The sequence below is a fragment of the Rhodoligotrophos defluvii genome (assembly GCF_005281615.1).
Lineage (GTDB): Bacteria > Pseudomonadota > Alphaproteobacteria > Rhizobiales > Im1 > Rhodoligotrophos > Rhodoligotrophos defluvii.
Genome location: NZ_SZZM01000006.1, coordinates 47,483 through 62,345, shown reverse-complemented (window position 1 = coordinate 62,345; position 14,863 = coordinate 47,483). Strand labels below are relative to the sequence as shown.

12 protein-coding genes are annotated in these 14,863 nt (G+C 60.8%); 1 reads left to right on the top strand and 11 read right to left on the bottom strand.

Annotation, left to right across the window (positions count from 1 at the left end):
* Positions 1–60 precede the first annotated feature (60 nt).
* On the top strand, positions 61–1,068 hold the full coding sequence (locus E4P09_RS21355) for an AAA family ATPase (RefSeq protein ID WP_137391676.1): 1,008 nt from the start codon (positions 61–63) through the stop codon (positions 1,066–1,068).
* A gap of 352 nt (positions 1,069–1,420) precedes the next feature.
* Here the strand turns inward: E4P09_RS21355 and E4P09_RS21350 are convergent, their stop codons facing one another.
* The 11 genes from E4P09_RS21350 to gspG all read right to left on the bottom strand — a co-directional run bounded on the left by E4P09_RS21350 (position 1,421) and on the right by gspG (position 14,860).
* Positions 1,421–1,831 (bottom strand): hypothetical protein, encoded by a 411-nt coding sequence (locus E4P09_RS21350; RefSeq protein WP_137391675.1) that lies wholly within the window; start codon positions 1,829–1,831, stop codon positions 1,421–1,423.
* Between the two features lie 51 nt (positions 1,832–1,882).
* A complete protein-coding gene (locus E4P09_RS26285) occupies positions 1,883–2,170 on the bottom strand; it encodes a transposase domain-containing protein (RefSeq protein WP_239025323.1) in 288 nt (95 codons plus the stop codon).
* A 323-nt stretch (positions 2,171–2,493) separates the two neighbouring features.
* Positions 2,494–4,548 carry a type II secretion system secretin GspD gene (gene gspD, locus E4P09_RS21340; RefSeq protein ID WP_170984555.1) on the bottom strand — a complete coding sequence of 685 codons (2,055 nt, stop codon included), beginning with the start codon at positions 4,546–4,548 and terminating at the stop codon, positions 2,494–2,496.
* A gap of 328 nt (positions 4,549–4,876) precedes the next feature.
* Positions 4,877–5,407, bottom strand: coding sequence for a hypothetical protein (locus tag E4P09_RS21335; protein ID WP_137391672.1), 531 nt, complete (start codon positions 5,405–5,407; stop codon positions 4,877–4,879).
* Complete coding sequence (gspM, locus tag E4P09_RS21330; protein WP_137391671.1) at positions 5,404–5,976, bottom strand: type II secretion system protein GspM; 573 nt, start codon at positions 5,974–5,976, stop codon at positions 5,404–5,406. The genes E4P09_RS21335 and gspM overlap by 4 nt, the downstream gene beginning before the upstream one ends.
* Positions 5,973–7,046 carry a PilN domain-containing protein gene (locus E4P09_RS21325; RefSeq protein WP_137391670.1) on the bottom strand — a complete coding sequence of 358 codons (1,074 nt, stop codon included), beginning with the start codon at positions 7,044–7,046 and terminating at the stop codon, positions 5,973–5,975. The genes gspM and E4P09_RS21325 overlap by 4 nt, the downstream gene beginning before the upstream one ends.
* Positions 7,043–7,753 carry a prepilin-type N-terminal cleavage/methylation domain-containing protein gene (locus tag E4P09_RS21320; protein WP_170984554.1) on the bottom strand — a complete coding sequence of 237 codons (711 nt, stop codon included), beginning with the start codon at positions 7,751–7,753 and terminating at the stop codon, positions 7,043–7,045. The genes E4P09_RS21325 and E4P09_RS21320 overlap by 4 nt, the downstream gene beginning before the upstream one ends.
* A 76-nt stretch (positions 7,754–7,829) precedes the next feature.
* Positions 7,830–13,196, bottom strand: a complete 5,367-nt coding sequence (locus E4P09_RS21315; protein WP_137391668.1) for an FG-GAP-like repeat-containing protein — start codon at positions 13,194–13,196, stop codon at positions 7,830–7,832.
* Positions 13,197–13,583: 387 nt separating this feature from the next.
* Positions 13,584–13,952: a type II secretion system protein gene (locus E4P09_RS26920; protein ID WP_170984553.1), complete on the bottom strand. Its 369-nt coding sequence runs from the start codon at positions 13,950–13,952 to the stop codon at positions 13,584–13,586.
* Positions 13,945–14,433 carry a GspH/FimT family pseudopilin gene (locus E4P09_RS21305; protein WP_137391666.1) on the bottom strand — a complete coding sequence of 163 codons (489 nt, stop codon included), beginning with the start codon at positions 14,431–14,433 and terminating at the stop codon, positions 13,945–13,947. The genes E4P09_RS26920 and E4P09_RS21305 overlap by 8 nt, the downstream gene beginning before the upstream one ends.
* Positions 14,402–14,860, bottom strand: a complete 459-nt coding sequence (gene gspG / locus E4P09_RS21300; protein WP_137391665.1) for a type II secretion system major pseudopilin GspG — start codon at positions 14,858–14,860, stop codon at positions 14,402–14,404. Before gspG ends, E4P09_RS21305 begins: the two co-directional genes overlap by 32 nt.
* Positions 14,861–14,863 lie beyond the last annotated feature (3 nt).

Below are 14,863 nucleotides of genomic sequence, written 5' to 3'. Positions count from 1 at the left end.
CATGGCTGTAGCCACCCGACTAGGAATCCATGGATTCGCTCCAAGTGAGCCGGAGGAGGCATGACAACTCTGGTTCCGCTTGATTCCGCCAGGGCTAAGAAAGCAAAACCGACCTTCGCGGGTTACACAGCTCACGAACTTCAACGTAAGAGCTTTCCGCCCCTGCGCTATGTCGTGCCGGGATACATAGTGGAAGGTCTAACCATCCTCGCCGGCCGTCCGAAGCTCGGCAAAAGCTGGATGACACTGGACTGGGCGCTATCCGTGGCGTGCGGCGGTCCCGCCTTTGGATCTGTAATGTGCGAGGAAGGGGACGTCCTCTATGCGGCCCTGGAGGACAATGAAAGACGGATGCAGCGACGGATCGAGCAGATGCTGCCGGAAGGCCTTTATTGGCCTTCTCGACTAACGATCACTCACAGCTTGCCCAGGCTTGACGAGGCCGGCTTAGCTGAGCTCGAGACATGGAGACAGAGTGTTGACAGTCCCCGGCTGGTTGCGATCGACACGTTCGCGAAAGTCAGGCCGATTCGTCGTTCATCCGACAATGCGTATGATGCCGACTACGCTGTGCTTGTGCCGCTACAGGAGTGGGCGGCCGACAATGGCATCGCTGTGGTGATCGTTCATCATCAGCGCAAGATGGATGCAGAGGACCCTCTGGACTCCGTGAGCGGATCGACGGGCCTCACCGGAGCCGCAGACACAACCCTCGTGCTCAGCCGCAAGTCGGATGGCGTGACGCTCTATGGTCGCGGTCGAGATATCGAAGAGATCGAGACGGCTATGAAGCTGGATCAAAGCCGCGGCCAATGGCTGGTCCTGGGCAATGCTGAGGATGTGCGACGGTCAGATGAGAGGAAACAGCTGTTGGCTGCCCTGCAAGAGGCAGGTGGCGCGCTTGGTCCGCGCGACCTCGCAGATGTGACGGGTATCTCCTATGACAACGTGCGACAAACGCTCGTGCGAATGGCCCGTGCCGGGGAGATCGAGAAGACCGGTCGCGGGAAATATGTGACCTTGGGATATAGCACCACGTGTCACAACGGTCACGACCATCGCAAGTGATCTAATATTGAGGATTCCGCGGCGCTTTTGATGCCGCCGATCGTGACAATACTGATTGTAAGTGTCACGAGTCACATGCGGTAAAACCGGCTTACTCCACTACAGTGGCGCCGCTCTGACCATTGTGACCGTTGTGACAGGGATCAAGCGAAGGTCAGAGGAGAGCCCGTTGCCACACATGCGGCCGGCACGTTCGCGGTGGGACCAGCCTTCGTGCCGTGGAGAACTCGTTGGCTTGGTTTATAGCGTACCCGGCCGTGGCGTCGCTCGGCCGGTTGTGCCATGCACACAAGGCGAGCATTGTTGTTGGTATGTAACTATCCGGCCAAGGCCGCGGCGTTGGCGTAGTAGCTTACAAGATTTCCACCGCCGGCTCTTGCCGCGACGGGCTAAACGTAGGGCTGTACCAATCAACGTTGGTTGATGCGCTCACGCCGACCCTTGTCTTCGCGAAGTCCATGAAATAGCGGTTCGCCGCAATCTTAGGGCGTCCGTAGTAGAACCATTCCCACCGGACTCTTTCGGCATCGGCAATTTTGAACGTTCGGTTGTTCGCCGTGCACTTCTGCGGCGCCCATAGGTCCAGCGTCTCACCTTCGTCGAAGTGCAGTCGGAGGCGGTCCTGGTTCGCCTCGCATCCGACCACATGGTGGATATTGTCGTAGGGCCGCCCAAACCACACGCCCCAAAAACGAACAGTTCCGCTCTTCAGGTGGGGAAGGTTTGCCTCAATCAGGTCAGCTATTTGTTCGGCTTCGGTCATCACGCTAGGCCAGCAGCTTCTCCGGAATCAGGTCGGAGCGTGCCGCCCAGATCATGCTGTCAGTCTGGCATGCGCGCGTTGCCAGTTCCAGGGCAACAGCTCATTGAACTTGCTCATGGGTTGACCGGCGATGCGAGCGAGCACGTCGGCCAGCCAGGTTTGCGGATCGACGTCGTTGAGCTTGGCGGTCGCCTGTCGGCCCCAAAGATGCAGCAGGTTCGGATGAATGTTGTGCCGGCGAGCGACTTCGACCACGGTCGTATCAGCCGCCAGACTCTCCTCGACAATTCGATGCTTCTCTGCCGCCGTCCAACGCCGCCGCCGTTCCGGACCTGGCAAACCGTCACTGTCGACATACGTGCCATTGACGTGCAAGTAAATGGGTAAGCCATCTCACAAACCGGCGATCATCGAGAAGGCAGCCTTTCAGCGAAGGCGCACGTTGGTATCCAATCAGCCCCTCGTCTTAACGGCCGGAGGCTAGCGGCCAAGAAGTAGAGGGGGAGGGGTGGGTCGAAAAGCTCCGGCATTCGCCTCAAACCGGCGGCAGCACATTTCCATTTTGCGAGGCCAAATTGGAGAGAAAAGGCCCATTTGCCCGGCCTTTCCAGGCCGCAAACGCAGCGCACGGTTGACGCTGGGGAGTCGTGCCCTTCGCCAGCTTACGGTAATTGGTTGACCGGGTCCGCGTTATAGAGGTGGCGGCGGATGTCCTGGGTGAGCTGGCGGATTTCAAGCGGATCCCGCACGACGCGCGGGGTGAGCAGCACCAGCAGCTCCGTTCGTTCGCCATGATTCTTGCTCATGCTGAACAGCGTACCCACGCCGGGAATGTCGCTGAGCAGCGGTATGCCCGTCTTGCCCCGCTCGGTGCGGTCGCGGATCAGCCCCGCGAGCGCGACCGTCTCGCCGCTTTGCACGGCGAGCCGGCTCTCGACCTTGCGCTTCTGAATGGTGGGGCTGTCGATATTGGAGCTGCGCGTAACGGTGGCATCGCTCACCTCCTGCATGATCTGCAGGGACACGAGCCCGCCGGCGTTCACGGTTGGTCTCACCTCGAGAATGATACCGGTGTCGAGCAGCGAAATAGAGTTCACGATGGGAGCGTCGGGATCGATGGTCGAAACCGCCGATTGGGTTGCGACCGGGACCTGATCACCAACCTGCAGCCGTGCCGACTGGTTATCCAGCACCATCAGCTTCGGCGAAGAGATCACCTTGACGTCGGTGATCTTGGAAAGCGCCGTGAGCACGACGCTGGCATCGATGCTGTCGAAGAACAGGTTGAACCCGGGGAAGGTCGGCGCCACGGCGCCGCTGGCCAGCGAAGAGAAGCTCGCTTCAAATTTGCCGGACTTCAGGAACCACTCGACCCCGTAATTGAGATCGCCCGTCAGAGTGACCTCCGCCACGGTGGCCTCGATGAGAACCTGCAACGGCAGGATATCCAGGCGGGCCAGCATCGCGCCGATCGACTCATACTCCTCGGCTGTGGCCCGGATGAGCAGCGCGTTGTTGCGTTCATCGGCAATGATGCGGATGTCGCTGCCCTGCAGTGATCCAACGCCGGACTTGCCGAGAGCCGGCGGAGGCAGCGCGCTTCCGGCCGCAACAGCCGGTGCTCCTTCCGGTAGAGGCGCACCCGCCTCGCTCGCCTGGTCGGATGCGGCCTCCTCGCTCATGCTCACGGGCTGCAGGCCTGGCGCGACGCTGCGGCGAGGCCGGACGGCAGGGGCTTGCCCATCTTCTGCGAACAGCGCGTTCAAGGTCTCGGCGAGCTCTGCGGCGCGGCCGTTCTTGACGAAATACACGAACATGCGGCGCCCGACGGAGGGGTTCGCCCGGTCCAGCCGCTTCACCCAGTCGCGCGCCTGCTCGAGATAGCTTTCGTGCTTGGTGATCACCAGAACCGCGTTGAGACGCTCTATGGCAACGAATCTGACCTCGCCGGCGTCCTGCGTTTCAGCCGCCTCGCTGAACAGCACCTCCAGCTCGTCTACCACCGCATCTGCCGCGGCGACCTTTAACGGGAGCAATGCGAAGGATCGTCCCTGCAGCCGATCGGTGTCGAGCACCGCCACCATTTCCTCGACCAGCCGTGCCTCCCGGTTCGGGCCGACGAAGATGAGCAGCTTTCTGTCATCGATCGCCGCGATCTGGCTGCCCGGGTTTATCTGGCCCTGGATAATGCCGAGAATGGCGTTGGGCGAGGAATAGCTGAGGGGGATCATGTGAACCCCTCGCCCCTCGCTTGCGGCGCGCGCGTCGGGCCCCACGACCACCGCGGTGAGCTGCTTCGCCTTGTCGGCCGGGACCACGTACCAGATCTTGCCGTCGGGCACGAGTGCAGCGCCGTTGACGGCAAGCATGTTGGCAATGGCGGGAATGACCGCGTCCTTGGGCAGCGGCTTGCTGGTTCGGGTGGTCACCTGGCCGCTGATGCTCGGGTCAATGGTATAGTTCAAACCGAGCGCATCGCCGAGCACGGCATTCACCACCTCCTTGACATCGACATTGACGAAGTTCAGGGAGACAGCGCCCTTCTTGTCGATGACGAGCGGACGCGGTATGGCCCGCGAGAGATCCGCGCCCTCAAGCTCGCTGGCACGATAAAGCTCCGGTTGGGACAAGCCACCGCCAGGCGGCGCGCTGGACGCATTTCTTTTCCAGGCGTCGCTGAAGGCGACAGCCCTGCCGCCACCGCCGACGACGCCCACAGACGAGGTTATCTCCGGCGACTGATAGCCAGGCGCTTGCAGCGGGGAATTGGTGGAGCATGCGGATACGAGACTTGCGGCGAGAACCAAGCTCGCAGCTCGAAACCTCGTCCCGAAACTGCGGCCCAGCACACCCAAACTACGCCCCCGAATTCTATACACTCGTCTAGCAGCCGAGCGGGTCAGCAAAGAGGACGCACTCAGCTCTCAGCTCCTGAGTAGCCGAGTCGGAGAGTTTGGAGAACTTGGAATAGTCGGCGGGAATGGCAGTTCAGAATTTATGAACAGCTAATTCAAAAGAGACCGAGGCGGGCTAAAGTCCGATCAATCAAGACGGCTCGCGACGATCATACTTCAGTATAAGGATCTTCTTCTGCTCGCCCAATCGAACCACAAGCTGACTTGCTGTAATTTCATTGACTTCCCAGCCATCAAGACTTGCACCAATCTGTACACGTTTGATTTCACCCTCGGCGGATTTCAACAGCGCCACCCGCCTGTTGGCGATCTGAACGATTCCCACCAGTTCGAATTCGAAGGGAAGCGAAGCCTCCACCGGAGGCGCGACCTCCTGCTCGCTCGGCTGGGATATTGCCCCGGTCGTCGCCGGCGCCGGCACAAATGGCCGCCGGCTGGGCGAGAAGAGCGGTCGCGCGGTTATGATCTCGAAGGCGCTGCTGGAGGGAAAGGTGAAGGCGGCGATGTGTAGGTCGCTCGGCTGTGGCTGCGTGTGCTCGGCCCGGATCTCGCTTACCTGTGCAACTGGCGCGCTGGTCATGCGCACAAAGATGGCCGAGGCAAGTGCGATGGACGCGCTGGCCAACAGCCCCATTGTCCAATGGGCCAGGGTCAATCTCACTCGGCCGCCTCCGGGGGAAGGAACGCCGTCACGTTGAACTGGGCGCGCAGCATGAGGGGCTTGTCCTGTTCCGTGCCCGGCATGGCCTGGGCCTGCACGTTCAGGTCGCCGATGCTGAGCAGAGGCTTGCGCGACTCCAAGGCATAGAGGGTTTGATACAGCCCATCGATATCGGCTTGAATGGCAACGCGCAGCACGACTTCGCGCGTTGCCGCCGAGCCATCGCCCAGCACTTGCCGGCTTTGAATCTGCGCGCCGCTGTCCCGAATGGCCGTTTCGACATATTCCGTGAGTTCCACGCTGGCCCCCGACCATGCCGACGACCTGAGGTAATCGCCGCTTTGTGCGATTGCCTGTTGCAGCTGAGCAAGGCGCTGCTGCTGGGCAGCCGGGTCGATCTTGCTGGTGGACAGTCGCGTAAGCATCTCCTGCGCCTGGCCGATCCGTTCATCGGCCGCCGAGTAGGCATGCGTGAGAGGCAGCACACCATAGAGCAGGGCGAGCAGCACCAAGGCCACGAACAGCCCCACGGCCACGAACTTCTGAACGATCGGAGACAGCGAGTTCACTGCGCGGCTCCAGGGTTCAGCTTGAACATCAGGTTGAAGCGGTCATAGGCTGAGGAAGGGTCGCGGGTCACCGGCGCCGAATAGCGGATATTCGAGAAGACCGGCGCCTGTTGCAGCGATCGCATCAGGGCATTGGCATCCCGCGTGAAACCGGCCACGAGCACGTTGTCGTTGGTCATGGTCAGCTGGACGAGCCAGGTGTCGTCCGGCGTGTGCTGGGTGAGATCTCGCAATAGCTCGATCGTCGGGATAGCCCTGGCTCGGGTTGCAACCGCCAAATTCAGCAGCTGCTCGAATTGCTCGATCTTGGCCTGCCGCTCGGCCTGCGCAATTCGCTGCTTGCGGAGCTCTGCCGCTTGTGCCTCGATGCGCGCCGCCATCGCGGTCTTCTGCTCCAGGGTGACATAGGCCAGTGCGGCCGAAAGCGCGACCACCAGCAGCACCAAGGCTGCAATAGGGACGGCCAGCCTGCTTTCCGATTTGGGCCTGAGGTGCGGCGGCAGCAGGTTGTATGGACTGTTTGCCTGCCCATCGCCGGCGGCGGCCACGCGGATCAGCGATAGTCCCGCTTGCGCGAGCCAGTCGAGGCTGCGCGTCACCTCGGCGAGCGGGGCAATCCACAACTGCACCTTCAGGCGCTTGCCGTCCGGATCGGTGCCTATCACCCTCTTGTCGTAGGCAACCTGATTGCGCGTGAACGGCGTGTGCCGCTCGATTTCATGTCCCAGGACCTCGTCCAGATTCATGGCCGCCTCGATCGGCAGGTCCACAACCGGTGTCAGCACATGGCCGGGCGGCAGCTCGACGATGGCTCGCCGATGGCGAAGCCGCCGGCTGGCAATGAACGTGCGCAGCCCGGCAGTGCCATCCGGGTGTTCAATCCCCTCAATCGCGAAGTTGGCTTCGGGCTTTCCCGGAAGGCGGATCTCTAGCTGGCCTCCCTTTAGGGCCAAGAGCAAAGGCTGCCGCTCCGGCGAGAGGCGGTACCGGATCGGCTGAGGAACGAGACCGGCGAGTTCCCTGAACCACCAGCTGAAGAAGCCAGTTGCACAAGCGAGAATCGTCTTCATTTGTATAGCTCGACCACGAGCAGGGGCCAGGGATGGCGGGACGTGCCAAGCTCCACATCGATTTCGACCAGATCCGGCAGCCAGGGGACTGCCGGCCACGCTTCATGCCACGCCGGGGCGCCATCCTCGGCGACTCGGCCGAAATAACGGAACCGCACCTGCTCGACCCCCGAAATAAGCACCCGCTCGCCGACAAATTCTTGAGACTCAGCGTCGGCAACACTAGCGGACCAGGTGCTGGGACGCCATCGCACAAGCAGATCATCGCCCCGCTTGCTCAACTCGAAGACGAAAATGCGCCCTTGCCCCAAGCCGACCATCCACGGCGCCGAGAACTGGAGGGATTGCGCAGAACCGCGAAAGCTCTGGTCTTCTTGCGATGCATGCTCCGTTCCAGCTAGTGGCTGCTGCGCTTGTTCTTCATCAAAATTGTTTTGTGTAAAAGGGGCGAGCTCAATCTGCGTCCGCAAGAAATTCTGAGTAAAGATGATTCGCTCGAGCTCCTTGGATCCGCTTGCAACCGTCTCCCACACCCGAGCCCCGAATCTCAGCTCCTGCGTGAGCAGCAGGGTGATCAGCCCAAGCAGGCTGAGCACCACGATGAGTTCAACCAGCGTCAGGCCCGCATCACCGCGACCGCGGTTCAGGTCCCTGGGGGGACTTTGGGCCGCCTCTCTTCTGATGATGTTGTCGCTGAAAACTGTCACTGGCCAGGCGTTTTGAAAACAGCTCGCGTAAGACTGTACCCCAGGGCCGCCACGAAGAGAAAGCAGCGGGTGGAGGTTATGAGCTACCCAACGGGCCGACGAGTGGATTCCCTTCCCACCAAAGCGGAGGTCCGTCGCCCAGCTCGGGGTCATAGACCCGGCCGTTCATGTGCACGAGGCCCACCGGATCGAGCTGCTCATGCCCGGTGAAGCCGCGCGTCGTGACCAGCGGCACATAGGCGGTCGCATCCGCCATGGCCTGCCAGGTCACCTCCCGCCGCTTGCCCCAGGCGTCAAAGCTCATGCGCTCGAGCACGGCGCCGGCCTCGTCGGTGATCACATCCACCGAGCCCAGGTGGTCGCGCAGGAGATAGCTGGTCTGCGTGGTGGTGCCCGAGGTGGTCACCACCGCAAAGTCGCCGATATAGTGCTTGGTCTCGATCACCCCGCCACGGTTGATGCGCTCCATGGCCTTGCCGCCGATATAGAGCGTGGTCACCGTGCCGGTGGTGCCCGTGTCCACCCGCTTGTAGCGGGCGCGATCCGGCCCATAGGTGATGGCCACCGACTTGCCGCCCTTGCTGATCAGGGACGCCATGTCAAAGGCGGTGTAGCTCACCAGCTTGCCATCGCCCGAGGTCATGTTGCCGTTGGCGTCATAGCAATAGGTGGCGTTCTTGATACCGGACACTTGCGTGACCGCGTGCGGCCCGGGCTGGGCACCGCCGGTGCAGCCGCCATGCAGCTGGGCATAGGTGTAGGTGCCCACGTCCGACTTGGAGGTGATGTTGCCGAGGGCATTGTAGGTGACCGACACGGTCACATTGCCCGAGCCCGAATTGACGGTCGAGCTCGTCACCCGGTTCAGGTTGTCATAGATGAAGCTCTCGCTGAGGCTCTGCCGCGCATCGGTGCGGCTGACCAGATTGCCCAGGGCATTGAAGCCATAGGTGAGGTTCTGGATCGCGGTCGTGGCCTTGGAGGAATAGATCGAGTCGAGGAAGCCGGTGAGCGGGTTATAGGCGCGGATGCTCTCCACCCCGTTGCCCAGCCGGAACTGGGTGATGTTGCCCCGCTCGTCGGCTGCCAGCGCGCGCCAATATTCCTGAGTACCGGCCGTGTTCTGCACCACCTCGAGATAACCGCGGGCGTTGTAGACATTGCGGACGGTGAGGCCGGTGGGATAGATCGTGTCCTGCGGCCGGCCGGAGGCGTCATAGGTGACCTGGGAGGTGAAGCTCAGGCCATCGATCACCTCGGTGGTGGCGGAGGGCCGCCCCAGGCTGTCATAGCTGCTGGTGGCGGAGTAGCCGGGCATGGACACCGAATGCAGCTTGCCGATGCCCTTGGTGGCGGTGTCATAAACCCAGGTGGCGGTGCGCGAGGCCGGGTTCGCCGCCGTGGCATCATCGATGCGGGTGAGCATGCGCCCGAGCACATCATAGGTCATGTGGGTGACCTGGCCCTTGGCATCGGTCTGCTCCACCAGCAGACCCAGGGCGTTGTAGCGATAGGTCCAGGAGCCCTTGTCGGGATCGCTCATGGCGATCTTGTTGCCGCGCACGTCATAGGTGGTGGTGGTGACGTTGCTGGATGGATCGCTCATGGAAATGAGCTGGCCGAGCGCGTCATAGACGTAAGTCGTGGTGTTGAGGTCGTGGTCCTTGACCTCCACCATCTGGCCCATGGCGTCCTTGCGCACGGTCTTGGTCTGGTTGAGCTCGTTGGTGGAGGTCTCGATCAGGCCGTTATAGCTCACGGTCTGGGTACTGCTGTCGGGCGCGGTGGTAGTCAGCGGCCGGTCGAGCAGGTCATAGGTGATGGTGGTCCACAGGGGCGTCGCGCCGTCATAGAACGGCTCGGACTTCTTCGAGACCCGGCCCATGCGGTCATAGAGCGTATCCACGTGCAGCAGCCGGCCGTCCAGCGCCTGCACGGTCTTGCGCACCTCGCGGTAGAGCAAGTCCTCGTAGGTGGTGACGGTCGGCGCACCGGTGGTGGTGACCACGGTCTTGATCCGCGCTGTCTCGGCAAGGCCGATCTCGCCGGCCGGAGGTTGCTGGCAGGGGATGAACGGCGGCAAGCAGAAGGGCGGGTCGAACGGCACATGCTTCGACCGTGTGGTCACGGTCTGGGTGCCGTCGGACCGGGTCTCCTTGGTCACTCGGCCAAAGGCGTCATACTCCCAGCTGGTGGTGAGGTTGTTCGGCCCGGTGGTGCTCACCGGAAGCCCATGCACCGGATGATAGGCGGTGGTCTGGACGTGGTTGAGCGGGTTGGTCTCGGTGAGCTTGTAGCGCGACTTCGCGTCATAGGTATATGACGTCACCCGGCTGGTAGCGGTGATGCCGTCCGTATCCGGCGAGCCCCAGGTCTCGGTGACCGACGTGACGGCGCCGAAGCCGTTGTGGGCATAGGTCTTGGTGTGGAACAGCGCATCCCCCGGCTGAATGGTCTCGGAGGTCATGAGCCCGGTGGTGGGATGATAGGTGAAGCCGGAGCTGCGCACCTGGTTCGGCTGCCCGGGCGCCTGGTGGGTGACCGTCGCCGAAGTCAGGCGGCCGAGCTTCCAGTTGCTCGGCGTGTGCGTATAGACGTTGACGGTGGTTTTCCTGAAGGTATTCGACCCGTTCACCGTCTGATTGACGATATTGGTGGGATAGCCATACGCATCGTAAGTCGTGGTCTCGGTAATGGTGGCCGTCAGCACGTTGTTGAGGTCGCGCTTCGCGGTGACGGTCTGGGTGTTGAAGCGGGAATAGCGCGGCGAGCCATCGGCGGTGGGCAGGCTGGTCACGGTCCAGGTCAGCGTCTTGTTCTCAAAGACGACGTTCGTCGACGTGGTCTTCTTCGCCGAGGTCAGCAGCCCCTCCTTGCGCGTGGCGTAGTCCTGGCTGAAGACCGATTCCGTGACGATATTCGTCTGCGAGTCCTTCACCCTGGTCTTGGCAAATCCTAGGCTGCCAAGACCATTCACATGATTGCGCAGGGCCTCGTATTCATAGGTTTGGCTGGTGCCGGCAGCTGAGCCGTCGCTGGCGCCGGACCTTGTGTTTAGCGTGCGCACCACGCGCATGGGCCCGATGATATCCTGGACCGGATAGGTTGCGCCGGTGCCCTTGGTGTAAACGGTGGAGTTGGTGAGTGGTTGGTACTGGACCGACGCGTTGTTGCCGACCCCGTTTTGAACCCCCGCGAGAAGATCGGGGATTTGCCACGCATTGACGCGCACATAATCAGCCCCATCGCCGTTGGAACGGCCATATTCATCCGAGCGGAGCCAATACAAGTCTGCGAGCCCGTCGCCGGTAAAGTCGCCAGACGCGGCGACTGAGTACTTGCGGTAGGATCCGTTTGCAACGCCAACGGCGGTACGGACGAAAGTGCTATTGCCCTTGTTGAACCAAACCCAATGCTCCGCTGAAGCAACATCTGCTACTCGGCCCGTTCCATCACCCCGGTACCAATACATATCCGGTAGACCGTCGCCATCGAAGTCATCGACAGCGGCCAAGATGTGGTCGTTCCAATATCCTGTGGGAACTGCAATCGGGTTATTTTCAAAAGTTCCATCGCCCCTAGAAATCATTATGAAATAATCTGATGTACTGCTGGAATTCCCGCTCTTAGAAGATGCTTTATGAAAGAACAGATCTACTAAACCGTCGCCGTTGAAGTCATCCGCAGCGCCAACGCGGTAATTCTCGGGTCGCGTTTCGGGCAACGCGACAGTAGTAAACGTGTTGTCTGTATTCGACATCCAAAAGTACGATGTCGAGAGAACTCCTTGTGTCCCTCCGGAGGTATTTGCCTTCATCAAATAGAAATCGGACAAACCATCTCCGTTAAAGTCGCCCGTGGTGGCGACGACATAATCGTCGTAAGCGGAGCCGGTAATGCCCTGAGTACCTGAAAGGAGCACCGAATCGAACTTGCCATCGGTGCGCCCCACCCAAAGGTAATCATTGGCGTTGCCATTCGACCGGTTATAGTCGTCCATAACCATAAGGTGCAGGTCAGTTCGCCCATCTCCGTTGAAATCACCAACCGCCGATACACCGTAGTTGTTGACGGCTCCTTGAGGGAATCCGAGATTAACCGGCGTAAAGGTTCCATCTCCATCGGAAATCCAAGTATAGTAGTATGAAGTGCTTCCAGAGCGGCCGAAATTATCGGACAACATGACAAACAAGTCTGTCAGACCGTCCCCATTTATGTCTCCAGCTCCAGAAACCTTGTATTGGATGTAATTAGCCGGCCCAGGGCTGGGGATGGTTGGCGAATAGTTGACTGTAGTGAAGGTGCCGTCGGTTTTCCCCAGGAATACGTAGTGCGTGGACGTGTTCTTTATCCTGCCCTTGTCATCCACAGGCATCAAATAAAGATCAGTCAGCCCATCACCATTGAAATCGCCGCTGCCCGCAACTTTGTAGTCGGCGAACGCAGCTCCCGTCACGCCGAGGGTGCCACTGAGCGCGACTTCAGCAAACTGGGCAGAGCCATTGCTCGTCCAGGATATGGTCGATGCTGGGAAGCAATCCGTCGCGGTGCATTCCTTGATCGAGCTTACGCGGGAACGGTTGCGGGCGCCGGTTCCATAGGTGATCTGATAATCGCGGAACAGCGTGTTCTCCGCGTAGGACTTGACGTTGGTCAGGCGCTTGGTCTGGGAGATCTTGCCGCCGGCCTCGAAGATGTACTGAGTGTCCGGGCGGGTCGCGTAGATGAAGTCCACGCGGTTATAGGCGTTTAGGTTCTGCGAGGCGTTTTTCGTATACTCGATCTTCTCGATTCCGAATTCGCCGCTTGTCGTGTCCTCGAAATATTTGAATGTGATGGCGTTGCCGGCGCGGTCGGCAATTTCGTTCAGGGCCCACACGCGCACGTCGGACCGACCCGGCGCCTCGATGCGGGAATCCGTGGTCTGGCCGTATTGCAGGATCTCACCCGACTGCTTGTAGACCTCGAAGCGCTGAGGGCCAGACCCTGCCGTGCCATAGGAAATGATCTTCGAGAACTCGTCATAGGACGTCCGGTACTCGGTACCATTCGCCCCATAGGTGCCGCTGATCGGAACCAGTCGCTGTCCGTTGAGACAGAAGCGATCGGTGGCGGCGTAGCGCACGGGAATGGTGGCGCCGTCGAAATATTTGTTCTGCGGGCAGCGCGTGATATAGGAGATGCCGCCGACCGAGCCGCCTACGCCTAGCGGCCCGCTGGCGCCGCCATTGCCCAGTTGCAGGGTGATCTTGGGCTGCACGCCCGTTGTGCCGGGTGGCACCGAGATCGGCACCATCAGGCTCGCGCCGCCTTCGGGGGTCACGCCGAAATCGGCGGCCATCGCTCCGACGACGTCCGCCGCCCGCGCGCTGCCGCTGTCCAGCAGCAGCAGCAAGCCGGCAAGAAACACGCAGCCGAAAGCGCCACGCAAAAAGCATGTCATGAAGATAGCCCCCGCAAGCCCCTGAAATGCCTCAGAACCGAGGCAGAGGATATGAAAGATCGACCGCAGATTCGACAGGTCTATCGCCGAATCACCGCGTATAGGGGCATGCTGTCCAAACGTTTAATTTTGGTCAACATGCATTTATTGATTTTTCAGATCGTGGCGCGGGCTTTTTATTCTGTGTTGGTCATTTTATATTTCAGTCTACCGATTATGGTCTGTAAATGGCGTTGAGATAACGGATTTCTCAAATCTAGCTTTCAAAGGATGCACCGAGCGAGTTTGAGCACAATCTGGCTCTCGCCTATGCCAGAGGACTCGCGTGCGAAAAGCTGTGCATAACACGAGAGCCTGTCCGGGCAGGCCGAGCCACTCGGCTCCTGATCATTGTCGCAGCGATACGCGGGTGGCGTGAAATTGATGACCTCGCCGTCCCTTATCGCGGAGGGTCGCGGTGATGTCGAACACGTTCAGGCGGGGGTCCGTGCCGAGCCGCATCCTGATGTCAACCGACCACGCGCCCAGTCTGGTCTCGACCTGGTAAGTGCCGGCAGCGAGGGGAATTGCATGCCCGGCCAGAGCGAGGACCGATTGCGCTTCCAACGCTGCCAAAGTGTCCTCACTCGCCCGCAATCGGGATCGCATGGCGTCACTGAACGATGGGTAGAGAATTGCGGAGGCCAGTCCGAGGATCGTAAGCGCGACCAGACATTCCAGAAGCGAGAAGCCGCGTTGGCCGTCTCGTCTATTCATCGCGTGCCGTGGCGCTGCCATCGAACCAGTCCACCGCGACCTTGCGACTCAAGGCACCGAGGGAAAGCCTGATATGGCCACCGGTCGATGTGCCATCCGGGTAAAAGAGCACCCGGCCAATACCCGTCTTTGGCACCTCCGACCGGGCGACGACCAGTTCTATTCCGAAACGCGCAGGGATTTCCCGCCGTGCGCGCTCGCTCGACAGCCGATACGTTCTCGCCGAGAGGTTGAACTCGACGAACTGCTCCCGGCTCTGCGCAATCGCCAGCCTCCTCGCACTTCGCAGAGCGGTTACGATCTCGGCGGCCGTAGACGAGATCTGCAGTCGGGGTGACGCCGCAGCAAAGATGGGAATGGCAAGTCCTGAGATAAGCGCTGCGATCGTAAGCACGACCAGCAGCTCGAGCAGAGTGAAGCCGCTATCGCCCCGTGCCGCCGGTGCGACGCTACCAAGACGTGACGTCCTGATCCTCGCCATCCCCGCCCTCCTTGCCGTCCGCACCGAGGCTGAACAAATCGAACGTGCCGTTCTTGCCGGGGTAACGGTATTCGTAAGCACGTCCCCAAGGATCGACCAGCGCGTCGGCCTTCTTGAGGTATGGGCCGTTCCAGCTGGGCGTGAGCGCGGGCGCCTTGAGCAGCCCCTCAAGCCCTTCCTCCACGGAAGGATAGCGCCCGACATCGAGGCGAAACAGATCGAGGATGCTCGACAATCGCTCCACCTGCATCGTGGCCGCCTTCGTCTTGGACGTGCCGACATATTTCATCACTTGCGGCGCCGCGAGCCCCACAATGAGCCCAAGGATGACGAGCACCACCAACAGCTCCACAAGCGTAAAGCCGGCTTCCCGGTCATCATACGTCCGCTCGGGGCATTTCCTATGCTCAACCGCGACTTCCCCCATGTC

Bases quoted from the DNA above. Each gene is read 5' to 3' on its own strand.
- E4P09_RS21355 (WP_137391676.1), top strand. From the start codon at position 61: ATGACAACTCTGGTTCCGCTTGATTCCGCCAGGGCTAAGAAAGCAAAA.
- E4P09_RS21350 (WP_137391675.1), bottom strand. From the start codon at position 1,831: ATGACCGAAGCCGAACAAATAGCTGACCTGATTGAGGCAAACCTTCCC.
- E4P09_RS21325 (WP_137391670.1), bottom strand. From the start codon at position 7,046: ATGAAGACGATTCTCGCTTGTGCAACTGGCTTCTTCAGCTGGTGGTTC.
- E4P09_RS21315 (WP_137391668.1), bottom strand. From the start codon at position 13,196: ATGACATGCTTTTTGCGTGGCGCTTTCGGCTGCGTGTTTCTTGCCGGC.
- E4P09_RS26920 (WP_170984553.1), bottom strand. From the start codon at position 13,952: ATGAATAGACGAGACGGCCAACGCGGCTTCTCGCTTCTGGAATGTCTG.
- E4P09_RS21305 (WP_137391666.1), bottom strand. From the start codon at position 14,433: ATGGCGAGGATCAGGACGTCACGTCTTGGTAGCGTCGCACCGGCGGCA.
- gspG (WP_137391665.1), bottom strand. From the start codon at position 14,860: ATGGGGGAAGTCGCGGTTGAGCATAGGAAATGCCCCGAGCGGACGTAT.